At 46.9% G+C, this 23,874-nt stretch carries 18 protein-coding genes; 3 read left to right on the top strand and 15 right to left on the bottom strand.

Annotated features, from left to right (window positions below; all coding sequences use genetic code 11):
- Positions 1-31: 31 nt before the first annotated feature.
- From ACETMN_RS09460 to ACETMN_RS09425, 8 genes are all read right to left on the bottom strand, one after another.
- The gene (locus ACETMN_RS09460; protein WP_091014637.1) at positions 32-514 is read right to left on the bottom strand and encodes a lasso peptide biosynthesis B2 protein; all 483 of its coding nucleotides are present in this window, start codon (positions 512-514) and stop codon (positions 32-34) included.
- Positions 515-518: 4 nt separating this feature from the next.
- Positions 519-818 carry a lasso peptide biosynthesis PqqD family chaperone gene (locus tag ACETMN_RS09455; protein WP_017689560.1) on the bottom strand — a complete coding sequence of 100 codons (300 nt, stop codon included), beginning with the start codon at positions 816-818 and terminating at the stop codon, positions 519-521.
- Positions 815-1,762, bottom strand: coding sequence for a hypothetical protein (locus ACETMN_RS09450; RefSeq protein ID WP_091014638.1), 948 nt, complete (start codon positions 1,760-1,762; stop codon positions 815-817). The genes ACETMN_RS09455 and ACETMN_RS09450 overlap by 4 nt, the downstream gene beginning before the upstream one ends.
- Positions 1,763-1,900: 138 nt before the next feature.
- Positions 1,901-2,038, bottom strand: coding sequence for a paeninodin family lasso peptide (locus ACETMN_RS09445; protein WP_174806426.1), 138 nt, complete (start codon positions 2,036-2,038; stop codon positions 1,901-1,903).
- 53 nt (positions 2,039-2,091) lie between these two features.
- Positions 2,092-2,226, bottom strand: coding sequence for a paeninodin family lasso peptide (locus ACETMN_RS09440; RefSeq protein ID WP_105598020.1), 135 nt, complete (start codon positions 2,224-2,226; stop codon positions 2,092-2,094).
- Positions 2,227-2,291: 65 nt separating this feature from the next.
- Complete coding sequence (locus tag ACETMN_RS09435) at positions 2,292-4,223, bottom strand: asparagine synthase-related protein (protein ID WP_091014639.1); 1,932 nt, start codon at positions 4,221-4,223, stop codon at positions 2,292-2,294.
- Positions 4,220-5,488, bottom strand: a complete 1,269-nt coding sequence (locus ACETMN_RS09430; protein ID WP_091014644.1) for a sulfotransferase family protein — start codon at positions 5,486-5,488, stop codon at positions 4,220-4,222. The genes ACETMN_RS09435 and ACETMN_RS09430 overlap by 4 nt, the downstream gene beginning before the upstream one ends.
- Before the next feature lie 423 nt (positions 5,489-5,911).
- Complete coding sequence (locus ACETMN_RS09425) at positions 5,912-7,246, bottom strand: MFS transporter (RefSeq protein WP_091014645.1); 1,335 nt, start codon at positions 7,244-7,246, stop codon at positions 5,912-5,914.
- Between the two features lie 310 nt (positions 7,247-7,556).
- On the opposite strand from ACETMN_RS09425, the gene yhbH reads away from it, so the two are divergent.
- A complete protein-coding gene (gene yhbH / locus ACETMN_RS09420) occupies positions 7,557-8,726 on the top strand; it encodes a sporulation protein YhbH (protein ID WP_036609998.1) in 1,170 nt (389 codons plus the stop codon).
- Positions 8,723-10,159 carry a SpoVR family protein gene (locus ACETMN_RS09415; RefSeq protein WP_076252399.1) on the top strand — a complete coding sequence of 479 codons (1,437 nt, stop codon included), beginning with the start codon at positions 8,723-8,725 and terminating at the stop codon, positions 10,157-10,159. The genes yhbH and ACETMN_RS09415 overlap by 4 nt, the downstream gene beginning before the upstream one ends.
- 136 nt (positions 10,160-10,295) lie before the next feature.
- Here the strand turns inward: ACETMN_RS09415 and ACETMN_RS09410 are convergent, their stop codons facing one another.
- The 5 genes from ACETMN_RS09410 to ACETMN_RS09390 all read right to left on the bottom strand — a co-directional run bounded on the left by ACETMN_RS09410 (position 10,296) and on the right by ACETMN_RS09390 (position 20,419).
- A complete protein-coding gene (locus ACETMN_RS09410; protein WP_091014646.1) occupies positions 10,296-12,776 on the bottom strand; it encodes an EAL domain-containing protein in 2,481 nt (826 codons plus the stop codon).
- 265 nt (positions 12,777-13,041) lie between these two features.
- Entirely contained in the window at positions 13,042-15,864 is a 2,823-nt protein-coding gene (locus ACETMN_RS09405) for an endo-1,4-beta-xylanase (RefSeq protein ID WP_411736052.1), read from the bottom strand.
- 273 nt (positions 15,865-16,137) lie between these two features.
- Positions 16,138-17,142 (bottom strand): LacI family DNA-binding transcriptional regulator, encoded by a 1,005-nt coding sequence (locus tag ACETMN_RS09400; protein WP_091014649.1) that lies wholly within the window; start codon positions 17,140-17,142, stop codon positions 16,138-16,140.
- A gap of 129 nt (positions 17,143-17,271) precedes the next feature.
- Positions 17,272-18,279 carry a globin-coupled sensor protein gene (locus ACETMN_RS09395; RefSeq protein ID WP_091014650.1) on the bottom strand — a complete coding sequence of 336 codons (1,008 nt, stop codon included), beginning with the start codon at positions 18,277-18,279 and terminating at the stop codon, positions 17,272-17,274.
- Positions 18,280-18,523: 244 nt separating this feature from the next.
- Positions 18,524-20,419, bottom strand: a complete 1,896-nt coding sequence (locus ACETMN_RS09390; protein ID WP_036610009.1) for a PrkA family serine protein kinase — start codon at positions 20,417-20,419, stop codon at positions 18,524-18,526.
- Positions 20,420-20,780: 361 nt separating this feature from the next.
- Here ACETMN_RS09390 and ACETMN_RS09385 point away from each other — a divergent pair, with 361 nt between their 5' ends.
- Positions 20,781-21,626, top strand: a complete 846-nt coding sequence (locus ACETMN_RS09385) for a DUF2161 domain-containing phosphodiesterase (protein WP_411736051.1) — start codon at positions 20,781-20,783, stop codon at positions 21,624-21,626.
- Positions 21,627-21,742: 116 nt separating this feature from the next.
- On the opposite strand, the gene ACETMN_RS09380 is transcribed toward ACETMN_RS09385, so the two are convergent.
- Positions 21,743-22,369, bottom strand: a complete 627-nt coding sequence (locus ACETMN_RS09380; RefSeq protein ID WP_091014655.1) for an FMN-dependent NADH-azoreductase — start codon at positions 22,367-22,369, stop codon at positions 21,743-21,745.
- A gap of 191 nt (positions 22,370-22,560) precedes the next feature.
- Positions 22,561-23,784 (bottom strand): PLP-dependent aminotransferase family protein, encoded by a 1,224-nt coding sequence (locus ACETMN_RS09375; RefSeq protein ID WP_411736050.1) that lies wholly within the window; start codon positions 23,782-23,784, stop codon positions 22,561-22,563.
- Positions 23,785-23,874: the final 90 nt, after the last annotated feature.

The following is a 23,874-nucleotide window of genomic DNA, read 5'->3' as shown; positions in this document are numbered from 1 at the left end:
CTTTGGAAACCCTGATGAATAGAGTTCACTTTCATGTATCATAGACAATCTCCCCAGATCCCTTCTCCGGACACCGTTTGCCAAACACACCGACAACCGTATATTGGTCCATAGTATCAGCTCCGGTCACGATCAATTTACCACTTCGCAGCCAGGCATGAGCCATCATATGTCCTTGCTTATTCCGCGCAGTCCCCATATATAACGTACTCTCTATCTTGCGTCGCTCAAGCATCTTCATCCCGGCAATCGCCATTACAAGGCAGCGGCTTTCCCATAACGTATATTTGCTGGCGAGCGAAATCGCTTTGGAAATATTCCGTATAGTAATGACCTCGCTGCGATCAAGTCCTGTCATCGGTGTTTCTACCATAGGCGTACCCAGCCCTGGCGCGATTTTGGCAAATGGCATAGCCTTCTGTATGCGTGCCCAGCCAAGGAGGATATAGGCCTCCCATACCAGTCGACGCATTGACCGCGGGAGCGAGAGATAAGCCTTTATTTTTCGCAACATGATTCTACACTCCGCGAGTAACGTCGATTAAACCTTCACGGGACAGATGTTCCAGGAATTGCACCACCTGCTCACGACATACATCTGGCTCAATCTCGTACTCCGCAGCAAGTACCTCAACAACTTCACCCAGCGTGCGTTCTTCTGCGATCAGGTCCCAGATTCGTCCACCGGTACTCCCCAGATTGTAGTATTTTCCAGAGCTAATGCTCATCATGACTTTCTCACTGCCCATATCACTGACCAGATTGCCTTCCTTCCGGGTTACCCGGTCTTCCACATTCATCGGCGTAGTCGCTGTCATTGTCCTGTATGCACTCCTTTACGTATATGATCTGTGATCCGATCCACCATCTCAAATGCTGTAAACTCAGCACCCGTTCTGACCAATCTGCCAATCTCCACACTTGCTGAAAGTCTTGAAGCCGTCTCAAACAACCATTGTGCCAGCCCCTGTCTTGCAACGAGTCCACCACGGAACGTATGCGAGCATAACAGATGCAGTCGTTCTAGCCCCGTCACTTCAACCAGTTGAACAGATGTATGGTTTTCCTCCGGTTGGGGAGCAAGTTCGAATATTCCACCAAGTGGTACGGCCATCTCATGAAAATAGTGCTGAACAGGTATCGCATACTTTGTAATCTCTGCGTGAACCGTGGCATAATCCTGTTCCTTCATGCCGAAACCATCCAGACTGGGCTGCCACAATTTCTGCTGCGGATAACCAGGTGATACGATGGCTCTTCCCCCGGCATCCCAGGTCAGTGCGACAACATCATCGGTGAGAAGCGGATACCCGCGTGATGCCAGTGCAGCCGACAACGTCGATTTTCCTGCCCCCGAATGTCCGACAAATGCGTAAGCCCAGCCATCAATAACCACAGCACTGCCATGCAATGGAAGAATACCACGCTGCATCATAATGACAGCCATACATGTGCCCAGGATGAATAATCTGACCTTTTTCTCGTCCGCTCCAGGCTGAGGGGATACAATGATACGTTTTCCATGCTCCATTAGAAACAGGCCTGCATCTTCGATTTGGAAAAAAAGGCTGCCATCCCGTGCCACAAAGTTGTCGTTGCCTACATCCCAATCCTCCCACAATGGGGTCAGATCTGAAGACTCGATGTGCACATCCACGACATCAAAATCAGTCTCCGCATCCTTGGGTGCAATCTGTAGTTCAGGCATTCGAATTTGGCTCGACCAGCGCAGACCATACGCCACATAATGCACAGCTAACAATGAACGACGCCTCCTTCGTAATAAAATGTAAAAAAAGCCCTTATATTCATGTTGCTCAATATAAGGGCGGAGGCGAAAAGCTGGATTTGTTGCATTTCCGCCCTTTAAGTATGATGACACGTTTTGGAACTAAATAACTTAGGAAGTTGGATCGTACAGATCCGCATCGTGAACCGTGATCCAGTCAATTTGTCTGTAGCCAGTACCGGCCATTGTTTGATTGACTTCCAACACTTCAAGAGCTGGTGCTTGCCATTCCTTTTTTTCCATTTGCATCGTATTCACCTCCTTTTCGCAGTTCTAAGTATGATGGCATATGGTAAAGCTTTCTAACTAGTTCCGTAGAGATCCGCATCGTGAACCGTAACCCAGTCGATATGTTTGTAACCCGTGCCCGCCATTGTTTGGTTGACTTCCAATATTTCCAGTGCTGGTTCTTGCCATTCCTTTTTTTCCCTTTGCATCGTATTCACCTCCTATCATGAGTCAAATGTAAGGAAAAGCCGGACCCACAGTTCACCGGGCTATATCAGAATTTCCGAATGAACCGATAGACGATCAGACTATGCATCATCAATCGCAGATCTGGATGCGAAGCAAGTTCAGGTCTTGGACTCGGAAAATTGGCCAGGGCAGACTTGATACGCTCCGTGTTTAATATGCCAGCAACCTTGCTGTCAGAACACAAAGCACGTAACTCAGCCGTAAAGGCATCCCAATTCGGAATGATGCGATGTAACCAATCTGCAGGCTGCACACCCCGTACCCGTTGATTCAGTCTGACCTTGTCAGGCAACTCCGGTGAAGTAGCCCGGCGAATCAATGAACGATCCGTCCCTTGTTTCACATATTGTTCAATCGGAACGGACAAACAGAACCGGATGACTCTGGCATCACTTGTCGGATCACGTTCCCAAGCGCGGTAACGCAGAGAACATTTTGTAGCTACTGCACCGTTTTTGTTCGCAATGGCCAGGTTATTGAATTTCTCGGCACGTACTTTGAGTGCATCAGCCTGGGCACCGCCCTGCAAAACAATAATGGATTTGAGTCTTTCCAGTACACCTGTTCTTTGAGCAAAATCAGGATGGATCAACTGCACGGACGCGGCCTGGCTTGCTCCTTTGGACTGAGCCTTGAACCACTCCGGATATGCCTTTTTCCCGGTGATCTTAGCTATACGGGAGAAGGGCATTCCGGTCCGCTCACTATACTGCTGCATCTCACGGAACCAGCGATACCAGCGGCCACTTTTCAGGAGACTGGCGTAATAATCCAGAGCCGGCCCCCAGGAGATGGTGAAATTACCACGTGCGCCTGTGAGCAGGATGCCTGCATCTTGCTGGCTCGCTTTTTCATAGAATCCGCGAATCCAGAATGAATTTTCAAAGTATTTATAGGGCATTTCCATAATGTCGAGCCAGGTATCTACTTCACTGAGTGGACTTCTGCCTTCAAAATCAAGGTAGTTCTCTGTGATATTGCCGACATGATTAATGGTTGAACGTATGAAGGGCCGTTCGTCTGCGAGCAACGTTTTCGACGTATAATCTGTGAAATCCGGTACGGGAACATAACTATAGGCCTGCAGCCGTTTACCCTGACTTCTCAGTGTACCGGAAGCAAAACCAACCACGGCTCCCGAGTCCAGTCCGCCACTTAAAGCAGCAGCCACCTGCCTGTGAGTTCGCAATCGCGATCCAACCGCCTGCCCAAAGACCTCCCGAAACGCTTCTACATACTCACCATCGGATTTAAGCCTCAGAGGTTCGACTTCATTCCAGCGATGATATTGCTTCAGTTCCAGTCTCCCATCCCGGAAGACAAGTGTATGTGCAGAAGGCAGTTGGCTTATTCCCCGATATACGGTCGAATTGATATCTGCTGAATCATGCATGTCAGGAATGGCAAGGAATTCGGACAGCCAAGTCTCATCAAGTTCTTTATGTACCCCTTCAAGCCCAAGCAACGGATTCATGAGTGTGCAGAAAGCAAAACGTGAACCATCATGTCGGTAATAAAAAGCTCTCATGCCTGTAATGTCTCTCGCTGCATACAGTTTTCGATTCCGCTCATCCCATATCGCGAATACAAAATCCCCCAGCAATCGGACAGCCACATCGTCTCCCCAGCGTTGATAGGCACGCAGGATCAGTTCACTATCCGCCAACATTGCCAGTTCAGCTCTGGATATCTGTAGTTGATCAGCCAGTTGTTCCCGGTTATCCAGAATGGCATCTGCCGTGATGGTCAGACCACTTTCCTCATCATATAAAGGCAACTTCTCGCTAACCGATTCCGGTGTAATCCATTGGGCATGACAGCTGAGGAACGCCTCGTTGCCTTTCCACACCCCTGTTGTATCCGCAGGGACATGCCCCAGGCTTGCGTACAGACGCCAGCTGTCTTCCCATAGCGCCTGCTGACCATCGTTGTGTACAATTCCTGCTATGGCGCTCATGACTTGCCTCCCCGTAGAATCTTGCGCTGTGAAGCCCAGGCGCTGATCTGGTGACCAAATGGTACCCATGATTTGATACGCTGTATTTTGCTTTGAGCAGAAGCCAGCTGGACTTTCAAGCGTTCTCGCTCACTATATCCCCGTTCCAGACGATGATCTGCCGCCCGTAGTGCGGCCTGCAGCTGCCTGATCGTTGCCAGTGCAGCCAGTGTGGGATCTATCTTTTCCGGTTCCTCGACAACTTGGTCATTAAGATTGCCAAGCGGATCATGTACGACAGAATCTGCCGGTTGCATTCGGTATTGCGGTTGCCACTGGCAACCTGTCGCTGCTGTCAACTGATGCGTGATTCGATCAATGACCTCTTGATCCGGACTTGCATCATAATGTACACCCGTCCATTGTTCGGCTTCTGCCAACTGTTCACTGTATCCCATCCGGTGGAACAGTTCTGCCCCCATCACACGGCAATACAGTTCAACTTCATGTGGTTCTAATATGTTTTTCCAGTTGTTAACAGAACCCTGATGTGCCTTTTGATGCGAAGAGAGGAATGGATCACCCACGCCCATACTGTAGAACATGTCAGACTTGGCACTATCCAGAAACTGTCCATACTGCTCCATACCCTGTTCATATCGAATTCCCAGAAACGCGCATAGTTTCTCGAGTTCTTCCTGAGGATTGGAAACCAATCGTTCATATTGCAATTCATATGCATTGGAATGTGGTTCGGCAAAATACTCATTCAAGCGGAGCATACCCAGTGTAAGATCTACAGATTTCATATTTAATTTGGGGCTCTGCAGACTATGAGTCAGGTCGAATCCTTCTCCTGTGTGGCGGTTTACCTTTTTGAATGATGCTGCTATGGCCAGAGGATTACGCTGGAGATGAATGCGCTTGGACTGAGGGAACAGACGATCCAGCCATTCCAGCATGTAATAGTATCGTGGAGATTTATCAACGATGAAGTCTGCTCCGCTCCCTTCCAGGAATCCATTATAGATCTCAAGAGCAAAACTTCTGCACGCCTTTTCGAAGACATCCTCAGATACCATGGCATTGTAGAACTGACGAATGATGGAGCTGCCACCATAAGCACGTGAATCAGCTTTGTTCAAATCGACAAGATTCATCAGAAACCACATTTCCTGGGTGGCAAATATACGACTATGATTTTGCAGCATGACGGTGGATAAGGAACTACCACTGCGGGGAACACATAGTAAGAAAACAAGTCCGTTACCTTGAGCATCGATCAATGGCAGCCTCTCCTCTGTTCATTAGTATAAATATGTAGCTGGGATAGACCAGACTCTACCTTTGTGTTTGGCAAAACGAGTAATATGCACGCTATAGGTCAGCGTTTTGCAATACTCCGTCGAAAGTTCACCCGGGAATGAAGCAAAACACTTGGTTACATTCGACAACTCTCAGATACAATATGTATTTATAGTTTTACTCTATGATACAAAATGTATCATGTCAATCTTTTATTTTCACCTTTTCATAAATTCATACTCTTTCACTGTATTCTGTTGTCTGTCATTTAAGCACTTATTCATGATCAATTATGTTCTGATTGCACAAACGCGAATAAGCTCCAGACATGTTCTGTGAGGAACAATGCCTGAAGCCATACGTAATCCTATGAGAAACTTAATATGAAACCGGGTGAACAACCATCAGGTAAACCTTACATTTGAACTTTTCCCAGGAGCTCCAACACTCCCATTTCGCTCTTCTTCCTGATCTGCCTGTGTAGCATCCTGCATCCCCTTCTGTACCTTCACGGTTAATAATACAGCAATTCCCGCGACGAAAAAGAAGATGAGCGACAGAATACCCCAACGCGTGGAACCCGTGATCTGCCCAACATAACCAAACACAAATGGACCAAAGATTGAAGAGAATTTGCCTGTAATATTCACAAAACCAAAATACTCTCCTGTTCTGCCTGCCGGCATCAGATTGCTAAACAGTGAACGCGCTGTGGATTGACTCACACCCTGCACGACACCAACCAACCCGGCGAGTACATAGAAGTGGATCGCTTGTGTCATGAAATAACCGAGAATCACAATACATATGTAGACCGATAAGCTAACGATTAATACCTGCTTTGCTCCCCAACGCTGTGCCCACGCTCCCAGTAACAAAGTGCATGGGAAACCGATGAACTGGGTTAACAGTAGCGCGAGCATCAAGTCGGCTGTGCCTATGCCTATACTTGTTCCATAGATGGTAGCCATCAGAATGATGGTATTAATACCGTCATTAAAAAACCAGAAAGCCACCAGCATGCGGATTAACTGGGGAAAACGCCGCATCTGACGAAAGGTCTGCCGCAGTCTGCGCACGCCCACCGCAGTATACCCTCTCCACGAGCCGGGCATGTCCGGTGAAGCAGGCCGTCTCGGAGCATGGCGAAAGATCGGTATCGAGAACAGCAACCACCACAACGAGACGGAGATAAACGCAAGTCTTGTGCCTGCCAGTGTACTGCTCATCCCGAACCAGCCCGGTTGCTGAATCATCAGCAGGTTCACCGCAAGCAACAAACCTCCTCCAATATAACCATAGGCATAACCTTTGGAGGATATCATGTCCCTTCGTTCCACGGGTACCAGATCCGGCAGCATTGCATCGTAAAAGGTGTTACCACCTGCAAAACCGATCGTAGATATGACCAGCAACGCGGAAGCAAGGAACCAGTCCCCTTCACCGATTGCGCTGAATCCCAATGTAGCAAGGACGCCTATAATTGCAAATACACGCAGGAAGTCTCCTTTCCGTCCTGACAAATCAGCCAGCGTGCCTAGCAACGGTGTTAGCAGAGCTACGCACAACATGCCAATGGAGTGTGTATAGGCCAGGTAGGAGGCAGCCATATCCGTATCCAGCGTTGCTGCAGCGACCGAAGCATAGAATACGGGCAATACTGCTGCCAGTACTGTTGTTGCATAAGCCGAATTGGCCCAATCATACATAATCCAAGCCTTGATCGCCTTTTTATTCACATGAATCCTTCCTTTACATGCATCTCTATTGGATCGTGTTCATGAAATCTGGTTTTCAGTATCGAGAAGAGGAATGAAGCTAGAAATGGAGTAGATGTACTTCTCCTATTGTATAGGAAGGATATCACACGTGTTCACTGTTTCTGTAAAAAATGGAGCAATTCTGTTCTTTCGACTCACCTTACCTCAGAGGTGAACTTGCGTAATTGTATCATTTTATATCCACTCTCATCACATATCGTCCTCGCCCGTGAATATACTTAATTACCGACAGGCCAAACTGTGCCGCGTAATCAATGGGGGTGCCTACATGTCAAATTCACACCAGCCTTACTCGTTCGTCGTGTCGAAGGAAGATTGGTCGCTTCACCGCAAAGGGTACCAGGACCAACAACGCCATCAGCAAAAGGTGAAAGATGTCATCAAACAGAATCTGCCTGATCTGATTACGGAAGAAAACATCATCATGTCTGATGGAAAACAAATCATCAAGGTACCAATCCGCAGTCTGGATGAGTACCGTTTTGTGTATAACTACCAGAAGCAAAAACATGTTGGTCAAGGAGACGGTGACAGTCAGGTCGGAGACGTCATCGGTCGTGATCCCTCTGCTTCGCAGAAACCCGGCAAGGGCGAAAAAGCTGGCGATCAGCCTGGTCATGATATTGTGGAAGCCGAAGTGAGTATTGAGGAATTGGAAGATATGCTCTTCGCTGAGCTGGAATTACCCGATCTGAAGCAGAAAGACAAAGACCTGATTGAGACACATACGGTAGTTTTCAACGATATTCGCAAAAAAGGCATGCAGTCCAATATTGACAAGAAACGTACCATTTTGGAGAATCTGCGTCGCAATGCAACAACCGGTACGCCAGGCATCCATCACATCAGTCCGGATGACCTGCGCTACAAGACATGGGAAGACAAAATTATTCCACAATCCAATGCCGTTATCATTGCCATGATGGATACATCCGGGTCCATGGGTTCGTTTGAGAAATACTGCGCGCGCAGCTTTTTCTTCTGGATGACCCGTTTTCTACGCCGTCAGTATGAGAAAGTTGAGATTGTTTTCCTCGCCCATCATACAGAAGCCAAGGAAGTTACCGAAGAAGAATTCTTTACCCGTGGCGAGAGCGGAGGTACGATTTGCTCCTCTGTATATATGAAGGCGCTGGATATTATTGACAGCCGATATCCACCTTCCAGCTACAACATCTACCCCTTCCACTTCTCTGATGGGGATAATCTGACCTCGGATAACGAACGGTGTGTGAAGCTGATCGGGGAGTTAATGAAGCGTAGCAATATGTTTGGATACGGCGAAGTGAATCAGTACAACCGCAGCAGTACACTGATGTCGGCTTATCGTCATATCAAAATGGATCAGTTCATGTATTATGTGATCAAAGAAAAAGGCGAAGTGTACAAAGCTTTGCGCAGCTTTTTCCAGAAACGGGAAGGAGGCAGCGTTAGATGACAGATGAGATCCGCGACCTAGAATACGCTATTGCCGAGATTATGGAGATTGCCAATGGTTTTGGTCTGGACTATTACCCCATGCGGTACGAAATCTGCCCATCGGATATTATTTATACATTTGGAGCCTACGGCATGCCTACCAGATTCAGTCACTGGAGCTTTGGTAAAACATTTCATAAGATGAAAATGCAGTACGATTTTGGGCTCAGCAAAATTTATGAGCTTGTCATCAATTCCAACCCTTGTTATGCCTTTCTGCTGGATGGCAATTCCCTGATTCAGAACAAATTGATCGTAGCCCACGTCCTGGCACACTGCGATTTTTTCAAAAACAATGCCCGCTTCTCCAAATCCAACCGTAATATGGTCGAAAGTATGGCTGCTACGGCGGATCGGATCAGCAATTATGAGATGGAGTACGGAACGGAAGCGGTTGAAGCCTTTATCGATGCCGTGATCGCAATTCAGGAACATGTGGACCCACAGCTGATTAAACCCCGTCATTTGGACAAACAACGTTATATGGAGATGAAAATGCGGGAGCAGCGGGGTGAGAAAAAACCTCGGCCGGAAGGCCGCTATGATGATCTATGGTCACTTGATGACGTGCAGACGGAAGAAGCACCCGCTGAAGGTATTCAGGTCCATCATTTTCCGCCTGAACCGGAGAAGGATGTCATGTGGTTTATTCAGGAATTCTCCGAAGTATTGACCGACTGGCAGCGGGATATCATGAGTATGATGCGTGAAGAGATGTTATATTTCTGGCCACAGATGGAAACCAAAATCATGAACGAAGGCTGGGCATCCTACTGGCATCAACGCATTATCCGTGAGCTCGATCTGAACAGTGAGGATACGATCGAATTTGCGAAGCTCAACTCCTCCGTGGTGCAACCATCCAAACAAAGTCTGAATCCGTATTATTTGGGACTGAAGATTTTCGAGGATATTGAACGGCGCTGGGATAACCCAACCCGGGAAGAACAGGAACGTTGGGGCCGCAAACCGGGGCAAGGTCGTGCCAAAATGTTCGAGGTGCGTGAATTTGATTCCGATACCTCCTTTATCCGCAATTACATGACCAAACAATTAACCGAGGATCTGGACCTCTACGTATTTGAGAAAAAAGGCCCGGACTGGAAAATCACCGACAAGTCCTGGGAGAACATACGGGATCAGCTCGTATTTTCACGTGTCAACGGGGGCTCCCCTTACTTGGTCGTACAGGATGCCGATTATCTGCGGACAGGGGAACTCGTGCTGAAACATCAATATGAAGGCATTGAGTTGGATCTGAAATATATGGAACGCACCCTGCCTTATCTGTATCGCCTCTGGGGACGTACCGTACATGTGGAGACACGTGTCGAGGATAAACCGATCTGGTTTACGTATGATGGCAAGAAACACCACCGCAAGTTTATGTGAGGTTCCAACAATCCTTTCCTTTAAAAAAAAGAGAACCTTCGTATCACGTATGAAGAATGGCGACATACCATAAAAAAACAAAAAAAGCGGCAAGCTCCCGACATACACGGGGACTTGCCGCTTGGCATACATAAAATTAGGATGGTACCGGTGGTGCACCATTCCCCTGCAATCGCAGCGGTACAAAAAAATCATGCTCCACTTCACTTGCCGGCAGTGGGCGACTGAAATAATATCCCTGAATCTCCCGGCAATCATTCTGCATCAGAATATCCAGTTGGCCTTTCGTCTCAATGCCTTCCGCAATGACTTCCATCTTGAGATTCTGTGCCATCGATATAATGGTCGCCACAATGGCTTGATCGCTGTGACTCTCTGTAATGTCCGTCACAAACGAACGATCAATCTTGAGCTTGTGAATCGGGAAATGCTTCAGATAACTCAGTGAACTGTATCCCGTCCCGAAATCATCCAGGCTGATCTTGACACCCAGTGCGTTAAGTTCATTCAGAATTGCCGTAGAGACCGTGGCATCCATCATCATGCTCTCTGTAATCTCCAGCTCCAGGTACCGTGCCTCCAGCCCTGTCTCCAAGAGTGCGTTCTTGACCTGTTCTACCAAATTCGATTGATGGAACTGCTGGCTGGACAAGTTTACCGATACCGGAATGAGCGGCCCACCGCTTGCATGCCAGAGTTTCATCTGCCTGCATGCTTCGCGCAGCGTCCATTTGCCAATCTCATAGATCATACCGGTCTCTTCTGCAAGCGGGATGAACACATTGGGTGCAAGCAGTCCTTTGAGTGGATGGTTCCAACGTATAAGAGCCTCCACACCAATCATGCGGCTATCCTCGGTACGAATCTGTGGTTGATAGTACAGGACCATCTCATCGCGTTCCAACGCTTTACGAAGATAACCCTCCAGCTCAATGCGTTCATATAGTTCCGAATCCAGTTGGGCAGTGTAGAATTGGAAACCATTTTTGCCGTTTTTCTTCACTTCATACATGGCGGAGTCCGCATGTTTCAGCAAAGCATCCACGCCAACTCCATGATCCGGGTACATCGCAATTCCAATGCTGGCGGTTACGTAAAAGTCATTCTCCTTCAAGCGGTAGGGTAACTGAATGGCTTCAACAATCTGTTTAGCAAGTTCTGCCACTCTTACTTCTGTCGCTTGATCCTGGGTCACAACGAGTGTGAACTCGTCCCCGCCCATCCGGGCCAGCATGACATTCTCCATAGCCAAGGGATCCGAAGATTCTATGGCTTTCATGATCCGGTTGCTGACTTCTCTTAGAAATACATCTCCAACGGAGTGTCCCAAAGAGTCATTTATCATCTTGAATCGGTCTATATCCATCACCATAACAGCAAACGAATGTCCTTTTTCTTCTGAAGATTGGATTGTACATGCCAGCACCTCATCCAGCTTGCGCCGATTGGGCAGCCCCGTCAACGGATCATGCAAAGCTTGGTGACGAATCTTCTCCTGAGCCTGTTTCTCCTCCGTAATATCCTTGATCAGAATGTGGCTTCCCACATGGTTACCATCAATGACTACAGGAACCACAACAATACTAAGATCCAGAAGTTCACCCTGTATATCTCTCATCTTAGCCATATAATGCGCCTGCTCCAGCTTATGATCATCCCAATCGATGGAATCGAATTCACTGATCCATTCTATATCGATCTGCTGAACAATTTCATCAATGGAGCGATCCATGACCCTTGTTTCAGGATAACCGGTGATTGTTGTTACCGCAGCATTAATGCCTTTGACAATACCTTCCTTGTCCACTGAAATAATGGCATCCGAATGGTTATGATACAGGGCCTGATACCATTGCTCATTCTCATGAATCCGTCGATCTTTCTGTGACATTCGCTGATTGATAAATATGCCGAACAACGTCAAGCCCAAAGCAATAAATGTGCCCGATGCGATCAAATAGGCGAGAATGCCTGGCTCAATCTGCATCCCTGAACTTACCATCGAGCCATGTGAATGATGGAAATGTGCGGCTGACATCCCGGTATAATGCATGCCAGAGATTCCAATACCCATAATGAGACCGCTGCCCATCTTGTAAACCCAGGTATGTCTTGATTGATGATAACGGAAGTAAAACATGAGCCACAATGCCGCAAAGGAAGCAAGTGCTGCAATCAGAATGGATAATACCACTCTGCCTGGTTCATACGTAACCGGAGTTGACATCGCTGCCATTCCCACATAATGCATCGAGCTGATCCCTGCTGTCATCAGTACTCCAGCAATCATCAGCTTGCTTATCCTGCCCGTTTGTCTACCCGCAATGTTCAAGGCCACCCCCGATGCAACAATAGCGAGTAGAACAGATAAAACAACCTTACCGGTAGAATAGGAGACTTGCGTAGGCAGAACAAAAGCCAGCATACCTACGAAATGCATGGACCAGATTCCCAGCCCCATTGAGAATGCACCGCAGGTAAGCCATACATTCCGCGCCATTCCGCTAGCCTGACTTACACGGCCTGCAAGGTCAAGGGCTGCGTACGAAGCTAACGATGCAATAATATAGGATAAAATAACAAGTTCTAAGTTGTACGTACCATGTAGGTGCTCCACTCACTCTGTCCTTTCAACCGGGAAATGCTTCGTATGTATGCAAAAATGTAAAAAAGAAGCGAGTGCGCTGTCTGGATGACAGGCACTCCCTCCGCATCATTTGACTCGTGACAACAGACTTAGTTGAAGCCGTTATCATACATTGGAACCCGTTTATTTGAATGTATATAGTCTAAACGTCCCAGCCTTTAAAATCAACACTTATTTCCAGATATACAATCTTGAATAGCTAACATTCTCATATTCTAATTCGCAACTAAATATTCTATTTACGAGTCAGTAACAGACTGCCAAAACCGGAAGTATCTTGATAAGAATTACCTGATGAATCACTCCAGATGGACACACTGCTTCGCTTGCCATCTCCCGCGCCATCATCATTAACTTGAAGATCAAACCCAATCCATCTTTGCTCTTCAGCACGAACGCTATCTAGTGGGATTGCCACTTCAACGGTATACCCTCCGCTTGTTAATCGGGTAGCTGATTTGAAACTTTCTTTCCGTGCATTTCCTCCAAAAGAAGTCTCATTATCAAAATTGACCCGGTACTGGGCGTCATCCTCCTGATACAATGTTGTCTGATCTTTGCTCGGGTCGATAAAAATCTCGATCGAATCCTGCTCATGTGCATTAGAACTTAATTTGCTTCGCAAAGGATCTTTCACATCTGCCAATACGTACAGGTATTTCTCATCCCATAACAGCTGCGCAGTCGCCTTTGCACCTGAGTTTCCGACCACCCAGACATCCGTCTTAACAGATGCAGCCTTTTTCCAGACGTTATCCTTTTTTGCATCAATGACAGGTTTGCCATAAGTGACCTTGGTTTGTTTCAAGACAGAACCGAGCTTCAGTTTGCCCCGGTTGGCTGGTTTGTCGGGCTGTTGATTGGAAATATCATTCCAAACGATGGTCGCTGTCTTTCCAGCAGCATATTCATCCGTAATCCGAAAATCCAGAGACAAGACCTGGCCTTCGGTAAGTAAAGCAGCTGACATAGGCAGTGATGCGTATACAACATAACCGGTTTTTGTCTCCTGTACGTTGTAAGTATTTTTATCTTTGCCTTTACCGCCATCCCGTTTAAATGTATATTGACCATTTGCAGACGGCGGATTTTTCTTCTTGGCAGACAGATCAGCTTCAGAAGTTGCAGCGCCTGTCCCCTTGACTTCTTCCGCGAGGAAAACCTGCACCTGATCCCCTTTGCGACGTGTGGTGTCCTTCACTTCCACTCGTAAATTCACCTTTTTCGCATCCCACATCATACGAGCCTCACCCGTAACCGCAGATGTACCATCTGCCAGATGATTAATTTCGAGTCCTTTCACAGCACCCCAAAGAATATCTTCCTGTCCTTTGTGATTCGGGAAAGAAGGGCTGGCCTTCAATGCTGTCCATTCATTACGATAGATCGGAAGAGTGGTAGCATCCACCAGTGCCCAATAGGCCGGTTTTGCTTTCAATTTACGATCAAACAACAATGGTGCATCTTTGCGTCCTTTAACTGGATGGTTGTCAAGCCATGTACCATCATCCGCAAGTCCCCATACGGTAACACTGTCCATTACGCCGCGTTTTCCCAACTCGTCAAACAGGTCGAACAGTTCACGATAACGGTAAGCTTGTTGCAACATTAATTCATCTGTGACAGGCATCTCCAGTTCAGAATTACTTGAATAGATCGAAACGTCCAGCTCCGTAACCTGTACATTCACACCAAGAGCAATCACTTTCTCAAAAGCCTCACGAATGAGCTTTACATCCGGTCCGTACATCGACACATGCATCTGGAATCCAACCGCATCAATCGGTGTTCCTTTGGCAAGCAGCTTCTCTACAAGCTTAACCATATCATTTACCTTGTTTCCATTGCCCTCCATTCCATAGTCATTAATAACCAGTACAGCATCAGGGTCAGCCTCACGTGCATATCGGAAAGCCAGCTCAATGTAATCACTGTCATCTCCGTCGCCATCTACATCCCCAATAATATCTCTCCACTTGGAATTACTGGCCTCATTCCGCAAGCCGCCTCCGTCCGAGATGACTTCATTGACGACATCCCATGTATGAACCTTTCCTTTGTACCGGGTAACGATGGTTTGAATATGGGTTTTCATCCTTGCAAGCAACTGTTCCCGCGTGGCAGGTTTGGAAGCATCATTCGGATCGGTAAAGAACCAGTCCGGCACCTGACTATGCCATAACAGCGTATGACCTCTGATTTCCATATCATTTGCTTCGGCAAACTTCACCAGGCGATCTGTCTCTGACCAGACAAACTGTCCTTCCTGAGGCTGCATCGCATCCATTTTCATAAAGTTTCCAGCTGTAATACTATTAAAATGTTTCGTCAACAGTTGGGAATGCGGATCTTCCGCATCCAGTGCAGACTGGTCGATTGCCGCTCCCATTGCATAGTGTTGTCCCACAACATCCACTAGATTCGGAATGTTCGGCTCTATTTCAATTTTTTCGGCTTCCGTGATCAGTACATCATCCACGTAAAAAGTAATCGTATCCGCCGGCGTCACTTCCGCTGACGTCTTCCAAGGTGTCTCTGCATACATGCGGAATCCGGTGATGCCGCTATTTTCTCCAGGGATCACCACATCTGCCTCGATTTTTTTCCACTGTCCCTTGTTCAGAGTTGCAGAGGCAAACGTAGCATATTCTCGACTTGAAGCGTCGTTATTGTACTCTTTCTCCAGTGAACCGTTGATGACCTGACTGTCCGGTCCTTCATCGTACATGGCCCAAAACGAAATATGAACCGTGCTGCCCTTCTGTACATGGTCTATGACTTCAATTAAGGGTCCATGGAACGTTTCGGTACGGGAAGAGGTTCTCAGGCTGCGTGTACTGTCGTGACCTGCTTGCGCTACGATATCAAGCTTTTCACTCGCACGTGGACGCCATTGTCCCAACACACCATCTTCAAAATTAGCCTCGAACAGTACTCCATCATCGCCAGTCTTAACGTCCGCAGCCGCAGCACGTGTCCCTCCTGTTCCCACACTTGGGAACAAACTGAAGATCAATACAGCCGACAAGCACAAGCTCCACCATTTTCTCAAATGCATCCGATCTCCTCCTTGGTTCGTTGTTTGTGAAGAATAACCTTTGCTCTGCCATGTGCCAGCCTTTTACAAGATCGTTATTCAGGATGGATAGATGCTAATGGACAGAAAATTGTAAGCACTTTCATTATACGATTGCCAGTAAACTTTGTTTACCCGTTAAACTATAGGACTTGCATCACTCCATTAACCATATGTTTCCAAGTTAGATATAGAACGACAAAAAGCACAGCTTATTAGCTGTGCTTCGCGTAAACATCTTTACTATTTACATTTTTAGGATTTTAAGGGTGCTGTCGTCTGACGGACGACCAGATTGGAAGGTTCCGTCACCACAGGAGGAGAATAAGATGGATTCTCGATCATGGCAATCAGATATTCGATGGACTTAATGCCAATAGAATAGATATTCTGATTCACCGTGGTCAACCCCGGTTTGAATACCTCAGCATAATACGTGTTATCGAACCCGACAACCGAGATATCTTCCGGTACACTCAGTCCATGCTTTTCAATTTCATGAATCGCACCAAAGGCAGACATGTCTGAAGCACAGACAATTCCCGTTGGTTGGTCCTGAAGTGCCAGCAATCTCCGGGCAGCCTTGCTCCCCCCGTCGAATGAGTAATCGCAGACTTCCAGATATACCGTAGAATATGGGATGCCGCATTCTCGCAGCCCTTCCCGATATCCTTCCAATCGCAGATTGGCTACTGCAGGTCCAAGTGTCCCTGAGATATAGGCAATTTTGCGGTGCCCAAGCTCATGCAGATGTTTGACACCCATCGAGATCCCGTTCGCGTTATCCGTAGTAATGTAACCAGCACGTTTGCCCAACATGTCCGTATCAACAAACATCGTTGGAATCTCTGCATCCACCAGTTCCTGAATACTCGCGTTTTCTCTGCCTTCCCCGAATACCACAACGCCATCCACATTACGACTGCGGCAATGTTTGATGAACGAGTACGCCGGATCATCGAATCGAGTAGACAACCGGACCAGGTCATATCCACTGTTCTCCAGCGCTGTCTTGATTCCTTCCAGCAACTCCGACACAAAAGGATTCGTAAACGGAACCGTTAACAGCACTCCCACCGTCCATGAACGGCGTTTGACAAGTCCACGTGCGACCACATTGGGTTGATATTTCAATAATTCGATGGCTATATTGACTTTTTTGCGTGTTTTTTCACTTACATCAGGATAATCGTTTATTACTTTGGAAACGGTTGCAACAGATACTCCCGCTTCCTTGGCTACATCATGGATAGAAGCCATCTGATCACCTCAACCTCTTTCGAATCCCCTGTCTCCGGCTGCATTTTCTATAACATCGGCAGGTTTGTCTACCCATTATAGCTTAAAACAGCCTGAAACGGTATGGAAGGTTCCTAATGCTTTTAAGCTCTATTCCTGCTGTTCCAGATTCTTCAAATCCAGAGACAGTTTCTCCATTGTTGTTGCGAATACAGCGAGTTCAGCCGAGCGTGAAGCTTGGCTACGTGCCCCTCTGGACGTATGATCCGACTCCTGCTGCACACTGCTCAGTTTCTTCATGATCTGCTCCAGATTAGACTGAATCTTACCCTGGGCATCCCGGGAACTGGCTGCAAGCTTGCGCACCTCACTAGCGACTACTTCGAAGCCACGTCCGAACTCTCCTGCATGAGCAGCTTCAATCGCTGCATTCAGACCGACAAGATGACTCTGATCCGATATCTCGCGAATGAGTTCACCCATTTTTCCAATCTGCTGGATCTCCCCTGTCAATTCGGTGAGCAGAACTTGGGCCTGATCCTGAGAAGCCGCTGTTTCTTTGGCTACACTCGATATAGCCATTGCACTCTCATTTAATTCACTAATCATGCCTGTAAGCTCTTGGGTAATCTGCGTAATCGCGTGCAATGTATGCTGTTGGTCATCGGCAAGCTGATGTAACTTTTCTTTTTCTTTCTTCTCATATGCCTCAAGGACAAGCTGTGAATCCAGATTAAACATTTTGCTGAGCGCCTGAATAACAAGATGCCAGGAATCGGGGATAACCTGTTGGAATATGCTCGTTGCAATATCAAGGTATACCATATAGGTACCCAGATAATAATCTTCGGACAGGCCAATACGGGAATGCACTAGCCCAATTGCAATCCGTTGCTCAATATATGCGTCGTCCACGATTCCATCTGTCATCGATAACCAGTACATCTTCTGTGTTTCTTTTAGACGATCAATGGTAGAGAATCGAGCGATCAGATCTACCAATTCAGGATAATTTCCCACATGATTGTAGAAATGATCTACTACTTCATTAACGACTTTTTTAAAAACAGGCCGATGATCGGCAAGCAGTTTTAGATCCCCTGCGGTTAATCCCATGTAATCAAGTTGCTTCTGTCTTGTTGCGGAAATACTACTCATATCTGGTTCAGTCAGCTCCTTAATAAACACTAAATTACTTTAAATTGTAAATATATGTATTGATTATAGACTAAAATACCTAAATATACATATACCATTAGAACTAATTCTCTTTAAAATTAACCCTATTTGTCAGCTTTTTAGACTAATATGGACCTTCATGTAATTAAAAAGGCCCTGACCCTGCTGTGAAGGAGCCTCACAGCAGACATCAGGAGCCTGATCCGGAATGGTTTGTTGCCGATTAGCGATTAAGCAAACTGCCCACATAACGTAACAGTTCATTCGCGCTGGCTGCGGTATATCCATGTTCCTCAATTAAACGTTTGATCACTTCATTCATACGTTTCAATTGTGTTGCATCCGGTGTTTTGGTTGAGGTTGTGATCTTGACGATGTCTTTCAGATCAGTAAACAACTTCTTCTCAATCGCTTCACGCAAACGGTCATGGCTGCTGTATTCGAACTTGCGCTCCTTGCGGGAGTATGCCGAGATTCGGATCAGAATCTCTTCTCTGAACGCTTTCTTTGCATTCTCGGAGATCCCGATCTGCTCCTCGATTGAACGCATCAAACGCTCATCCGGGTCCATCTCTTCATCCGTGAGCGGATCACGAATCTTGGACCAGTTGCAGAATGCTTCGATGTTATCGAGGTAATTCTCGAATAACGTTCTTGCGGATTCCTCGAATGAGTACACAAATGCTTTCTGCACTTCCTTCTTGGCCAATTCATCATACTCCTTGCGTGCAAGAGCGATAAAGTTCAGATAACGCTCCCGCTCTTCCTTCGTGATCGAGGCATGCTGGTCCAGACCATCCTTGATCGCCCGCAGAATGTCCAGCGCGTTAATGCACTGAAGATTTTGCTTGATCAAAGCACTGGAGATCCGGTTAATGACATACCGTGGATCAATGCCGGACATTCCTTCATCCAAATACTCATTTTGCATCTCCCGAAGATCGGCTTCTTTGTATCCTTCCACTTCTTCACCATCATACATGCGCATCTTTTTAACGAGATCCATGCCTTGTTTCTTCGTTTCCTTCAAGCGGGTAAGTATGGAAAAAATGGCTGCAGTCCGCAGTGCATGCGGTGCAATATGAACATGCTTCATGTCACTTTGCTGAATGAGCTTGGCATAGATTTTCTCTTCCTCGGACACTTTCAGATTGTACGGAATCGGCATGACAATCATCCGGGATTGCAGTGCTTCATTCTTCTTGTTGGAGATAAAAGACTTATACTCCGATTCATTCGTATGCGCCACAATCATTTCATCTGCACTGATTAAGGCGAAACGTCCTGCTTTGAAGTTCCCTTCCTGCGTGAGCGACAGGAGATTCCAGAGGAATTTCTCATCACATTTCAGCATCTCCTGGAACTCCATCAGTCCACGGTTCGCCTTGTTCAACTCCCCATCAAAACGATAGGCACGTGGATCAGATTCGGAACCAAACTCGGTAATGGTGGAGAAGTCGATACTCCCCGTCAGATCGGCAATATCCTGTGATTTCGGATCGGATGGACTGAACGTTCCTATTCCCACGCGATTATCTTCGGAAACAATGACCCGTTCCACCGGCACCTTGCTGATATCACCACCGTATTCGGTACGCAGTCTCATCTGGCAGGATGGGCAAAGGTTACCCTCAATACGGACTCCAATTTCCTTTTCCACTTCAGGACGAAGCTCCAGTGGAATCAGATGCAGCGGTTCCTCATGCATCGGGCATCCATCAATGGCGTATATGGCACCTTTCTCTGTCCGCGAGAACTGTTCAAGCCCCCGCTTCAGCAGCGTCACCAGCGTCGATTTCCCTCCACTTACGGGACCCATCAGGAGCAAAATCCGTTTACGCACATCCAGACGACGTGCAGCCGAGTGGAAGTATTCTTCAACCAGCTTTTCAATCGAACGATCCAGTCCAAAGATCTCCTGTTCAAAAAACTTGTACCGCTTATGCCCACCTACTTCTTCCACGCCAAACGATTCAATCATCTCATACACTCTGGCGTGAGCCGTCATTGCCGGAGTCGGGTCCTCTCTCAGCAGTGCAATATAATCTTCAAATGTTCCGTTCCATGTCAAACGGTCACTCTCTGCCCGATGTTCCGCAACGCGTTCAAAAATATTCATGCTTGGTACCTCCCATGGCTCCTTTAGTGTGATTGTCAACCATTCCGAATGGTATGAAGAAATCAATAGAATTGCGGCTCCTGCTTGAATACCAATCTTGCGGTCCTGTGTAGTCCCGCCACCCTCTGTCCAAACGTCTTGTTTTGTTGTGAAAAGTGTATTACATACCTATGCGGCAATTCGGATAAGTTGACCTCTTTTTTTCAATCAACCGCTTCGAATTTTGGCTTTTCCCTGTTCTATCAGACATCTTGTGCCTTCAGAAAAAAAAGAACGAATATGATATAATGAGGGTTCTAAATTCAGGATAACGGACAACACATGGTCAGAGACAGGCCACTTCTGGAAAGGAGCACGGACGATGGCAGTGAAATACGAAACCGAATTATATTCGCCTGTGAAGGTTTTCTTCGAGCAGCGTGGCTTCGACGTCAAAGCGGAAGTCAGACATTGTGACCTCGTAGGGGTCAGATCGGACCAGGACGAACCACTCATTGTGGAGATGAAAAAAACATTTAACCTCTCCCTGTTGTTACAGGGTATGCAACGCTTGAAGCTTAGCCCGTTCGTGTATCTGGCCGTCGAGCGCAATCGCAGTAAACGCGGAGCTGTGAACCAGCGCTGGAGCGAACTGGCTGCACTATGCAGACAACTTGGTCTGGGGCTGCTGACTGTCACATTTTACAAAACCAAAGCCCCCCTGATTGATGTACTGTGCGAACCTTCCGCCCAGACGCCCACTACTAGTGCCAATCAAGTTGCCCGCAAAAGCGGTGTTCGACGGAAACGATTGCTCAAGGAATTCGACGAACGCAGTGGAGACTACAATACGGGAGGCAGCACACGCAGACAGCTGGTCACAGCATATCGTGAGAAGGCTTTACGTGTCGCATCCGCTCTACGAACGAACGGAGAAGCCTCTCCGGCCAACCTTGCCAGACAGACAGGCGTAGGATCTGCAGCAGCGATTCTGCAAAAAAACTATTATGGCTGGTTTGAACGCCTCTCCCGTGGAAAGTATATTCTGACAATTAAGGGAGTACAGGCGTTAACCGAGCATGCACACATGCTTGAGGATAATGATATGATTGAACGAACCATTAATGAACTCGATGTAACGTATTCTGTATCTGGTGAAAATAAGGACGACCTTGCACACATTGCTGAATCATCTGAGTTTTACTTAAAAAATACAGGCAGGATCTAAACTGGAATCATCTGAAGTAACGGATGTGAAAAAAATGAGAATGCAAAAAAAAAAACACCTGTCATCTCCAGTGGAGACTACAGGTGTTTTGATGTGTTCTATATAGAAGATTGTTATTAGAATTTTACTGCTACTTCGGAAGCCAATTTCAGACCTGCAGTAACGATTTCTTCAGCACGATCTGCAGAAGCATTATGTCCTTCAACGATAACTACTTCAGGGTTTTGAATGCCCCACAAGCCGAGAACTGTTTTCAGGAAGTTCAGGGACATTTCAGCAGCTGCCATTGGGCCTTCGGAATAAACGCCACCACGTGCGTTAAGCAAAGCTACTTTTTTGTCGCCAGCAAGTCCTACAGGACCTTCAGCAGTGTATTTGAATGTTTTACCAGCTTGGCTCAGGTAAGCAATGTAGTTTACCAATGGAGCTGGAACAGTGAAGTTCCACAGTGGGAATGCAAATACAACTTTGTCAGCTGCCAGGAATTGATCTTGCAATTGTGTTGCAAGTGCAGCTGCTTTTTGCTCGTCAGCTGTCAGTTCAAAACCGTTAGCTGCTTTGTAAGTACCTGTGATAGCAGTGTTACCATAGAATGGGAATTCTGTATTGTAGAGATCCAACTCAGTAACTGTGTCACCTGGGTGGGACTCTTTGTATGCGCTCAAGAATGCATCGTACAATTTAACGCTGACTGCTTGATCTGCAGGACGGTCATTTGCTTTAACAAATAAAATATTAGACATGTTGAATTTTCCCCCGTTAGATAAAATATATGAGTGCTTTTCCTGAACTGGCCACCATTGTAGCTTATATAAAGAAACCAACAACTCATTAATTCATATTATATATAAAAATGTTAGTGGATGCAATAACGTAATCACTTTGGTCATGAACCAATTTTTATTTTTGCTACAAAATCTATTTTTGATCTGACTTAGCTACGAGCCGTAAATTCGGAAATGGCTTCACTAATCAGGTTCATGCCAAGAAGCAATTCATCCCTGCCCGGATGGCTAAAGTTTAATCGGATGTAACGTTGATCCTGTACACCTGTGGAGCATAGTGATCCAGGAAGAAAAGATACACCTTTGGGCAAAGCCGCTTTAAGCAGAGCGCCACTATCCAATCCTTCCGGCAACTGTACCCATAGATACATTCCGCCCTCTGGAATGTTGTACTGACACCCTTTCCAGCCCGGTCTTTTCAACAGTTCAAGCATCAGCTTGAGCCTTGTATTGTACTCCCGATTCAACATGGATAAGTGATCACTCCAACGAAAAGGGGAATGAGCAAGCAATTGATACAACAGCCGCTGATTCATCGGACTGGACTGACCATCTGCAATTCGTTTAACCGAGGCCATTGCCTGAATCAGCGCAGGATGTCCAGCGGCCCATCCGGTTCGAAGAGCGGGCGCTACTGTTTTGCTGAATGAACCAATGTAGAGAACATGTCCACCCTGATCGGCAGTATCCAGTGCAAAGAGTGAAGGATATTTACGATAGAATTCCGTTGGCCCAAGGCCATCGAAATGGAGCTCTCCGTAAGAATCATCTTCCACAAGCAGTACACCATAGCGCGAACACAGCTCAAGGACAGCCTCCCGCCGCTCCATACTCCACAAAGCACCGGTCGGATTCGAGAAACTGGGTGCAGCAAAAAGCAGCTTCGGTCTAACCTGCTGCATGTGATGCTCCAAAAGGTCTGGCAGTATGCCGTCCCGATCACCCATTACGGGCACAATCTTGGCTCCTTGCATCTCCAAAACCTCAAGACAGCCTGGAGATGTGGGATGTTCAACCAGTACAGAATCTCCTGGCTCAAGCAATAGACGCATCACCAGATCGATGGCCTGCTGGGTACCAGTGGTCAACAGAATCTGCTCGGGTACCGTTCGTATGCCTTTGCGTGCATTCCAGTCTTTGTTCAACCACTCTCTTAGGGGTGTGTAGCCTGCTGGCTCTCCATATTGCAATGCGGAGGGGCCTGAACTAAAGACAGACACCGCTGCTTCTTCCAACAATTTGAAAGGAAACAACTCCTCCGCAGGCAATTCTTCTGCCAGAGAAATGAAATAATCCCTGCCAGACATCTCACGTATATCCCTCAGTGGTGACGACAAAAGCCTGTTGGTACGGGAAGCAAAGAAATATTTCATCGATCCGTTCCCCTTTCATCCCTATTCCGAAACTGTACTCGCAGTCCGCAGCCCTACAACCTATTCCTGCTCGCCATCGAATATGACCGG

This window comes from Paenibacillus sp. M2 (genome assembly GCF_046713495.1).
Lineage (GTDB): Bacteria > Bacillota > Bacilli > Paenibacillales > Paenibacillaceae > Paenibacillus > Paenibacillus amylolyticus_B.
Note: the sequence above shows the minus strand (reverse complement) of the source record. Positions and strands in the feature narration are given on the sequence as shown.

What these genes read in the sequence shown, in the direction of transcription:
- ACETMN_RS09395 (WP_091014650.1), bottom strand. Translation starts at nt 18,279, where the DNA reads ATGAGTAGTATTTCCGCAACAAGACAGAAGCAACTTGATTACATGGGA.
- ACETMN_RS09405 (WP_411736052.1), bottom strand. Translation starts at nt 15,864, where the DNA reads ATGCATTTGAGAAAATGGTGGAGCTTGTGCTTGTCGGCTGTATTGATC.
- yhbH (WP_036609998.1), top strand. Translation starts at nt 7,557, where the DNA reads ATGTCAAATTCACACCAGCCTTACTCGTTCGTCGTGTCGAAGGAAGAT.
- ACETMN_RS09375 (WP_411736050.1), bottom strand. Translation starts at nt 23,784, where the DNA reads ATGAAATATTTCTTTGCTTCCCGTACCAACAGGCTTTTGTCGTCACCA.
- ACETMN_RS09390 (WP_036610009.1), bottom strand. Translation starts at nt 20,419, where the DNA reads ATGAATATTTTTGAACGCGTTGCGGAACATCGGGCAGAGAGTGACCGT.
- ACETMN_RS09445 (WP_174806426.1), bottom strand. Translation starts at nt 2,038, where the DNA reads ATGCAAATGGAAAAAAAGGAATGGCAAGCACCAGCTCTTGAAGTGTTG.
- ACETMN_RS09400 (WP_091014649.1), bottom strand. Translation starts at nt 17,142, where the DNA reads ATGGCTTCTATCCATGATGTAGCCAAGGAAGCGGGAGTATCTGTTGCA.
- ACETMN_RS09385 (WP_411736051.1), top strand. Translation starts at nt 20,781, where the DNA reads ATGGCAGTGAAATACGAAACCGAATTATATTCGCCTGTGAAGGTTTTC.
- ACETMN_RS09455 (WP_017689560.1), bottom strand. Translation starts at nt 818, where the DNA reads ATGACAGCGACTACGCCGATGAATGTGGAAGACCGGGTAACCCGGAAG.
- ACETMN_RS09415 (WP_076252399.1), top strand. Translation starts at nt 8,723, where the DNA reads ATGACAGATGAGATCCGCGACCTAGAATACGCTATTGCCGAGATTATG.
- ACETMN_RS09460 (WP_091014637.1), bottom strand. Translation starts at nt 514, where the DNA reads ATGTTGCGAAAAATAAAGGCTTATCTCTCGCTCCCGCGGTCAATGCGT.
- ACETMN_RS09435 (WP_091014639.1), bottom strand. Translation starts at nt 4,223, where the DNA reads ATGAGCGCCATAGCAGGAATTGTACACAACGATGGTCAGCAGGCGCTA.
- ACETMN_RS09440 (WP_105598020.1), bottom strand. Translation starts at nt 2,226, where the DNA reads ATGCAAAGGGAAAAAAAGGAATGGCAAGAACCAGCACTGGAAATATTG.
- ACETMN_RS09380 (WP_091014655.1), bottom strand. Translation starts at nt 22,369, where the DNA reads ATGTCTAATATTTTATTTGTTAAAGCAAATGACCGTCCTGCAGATCAA.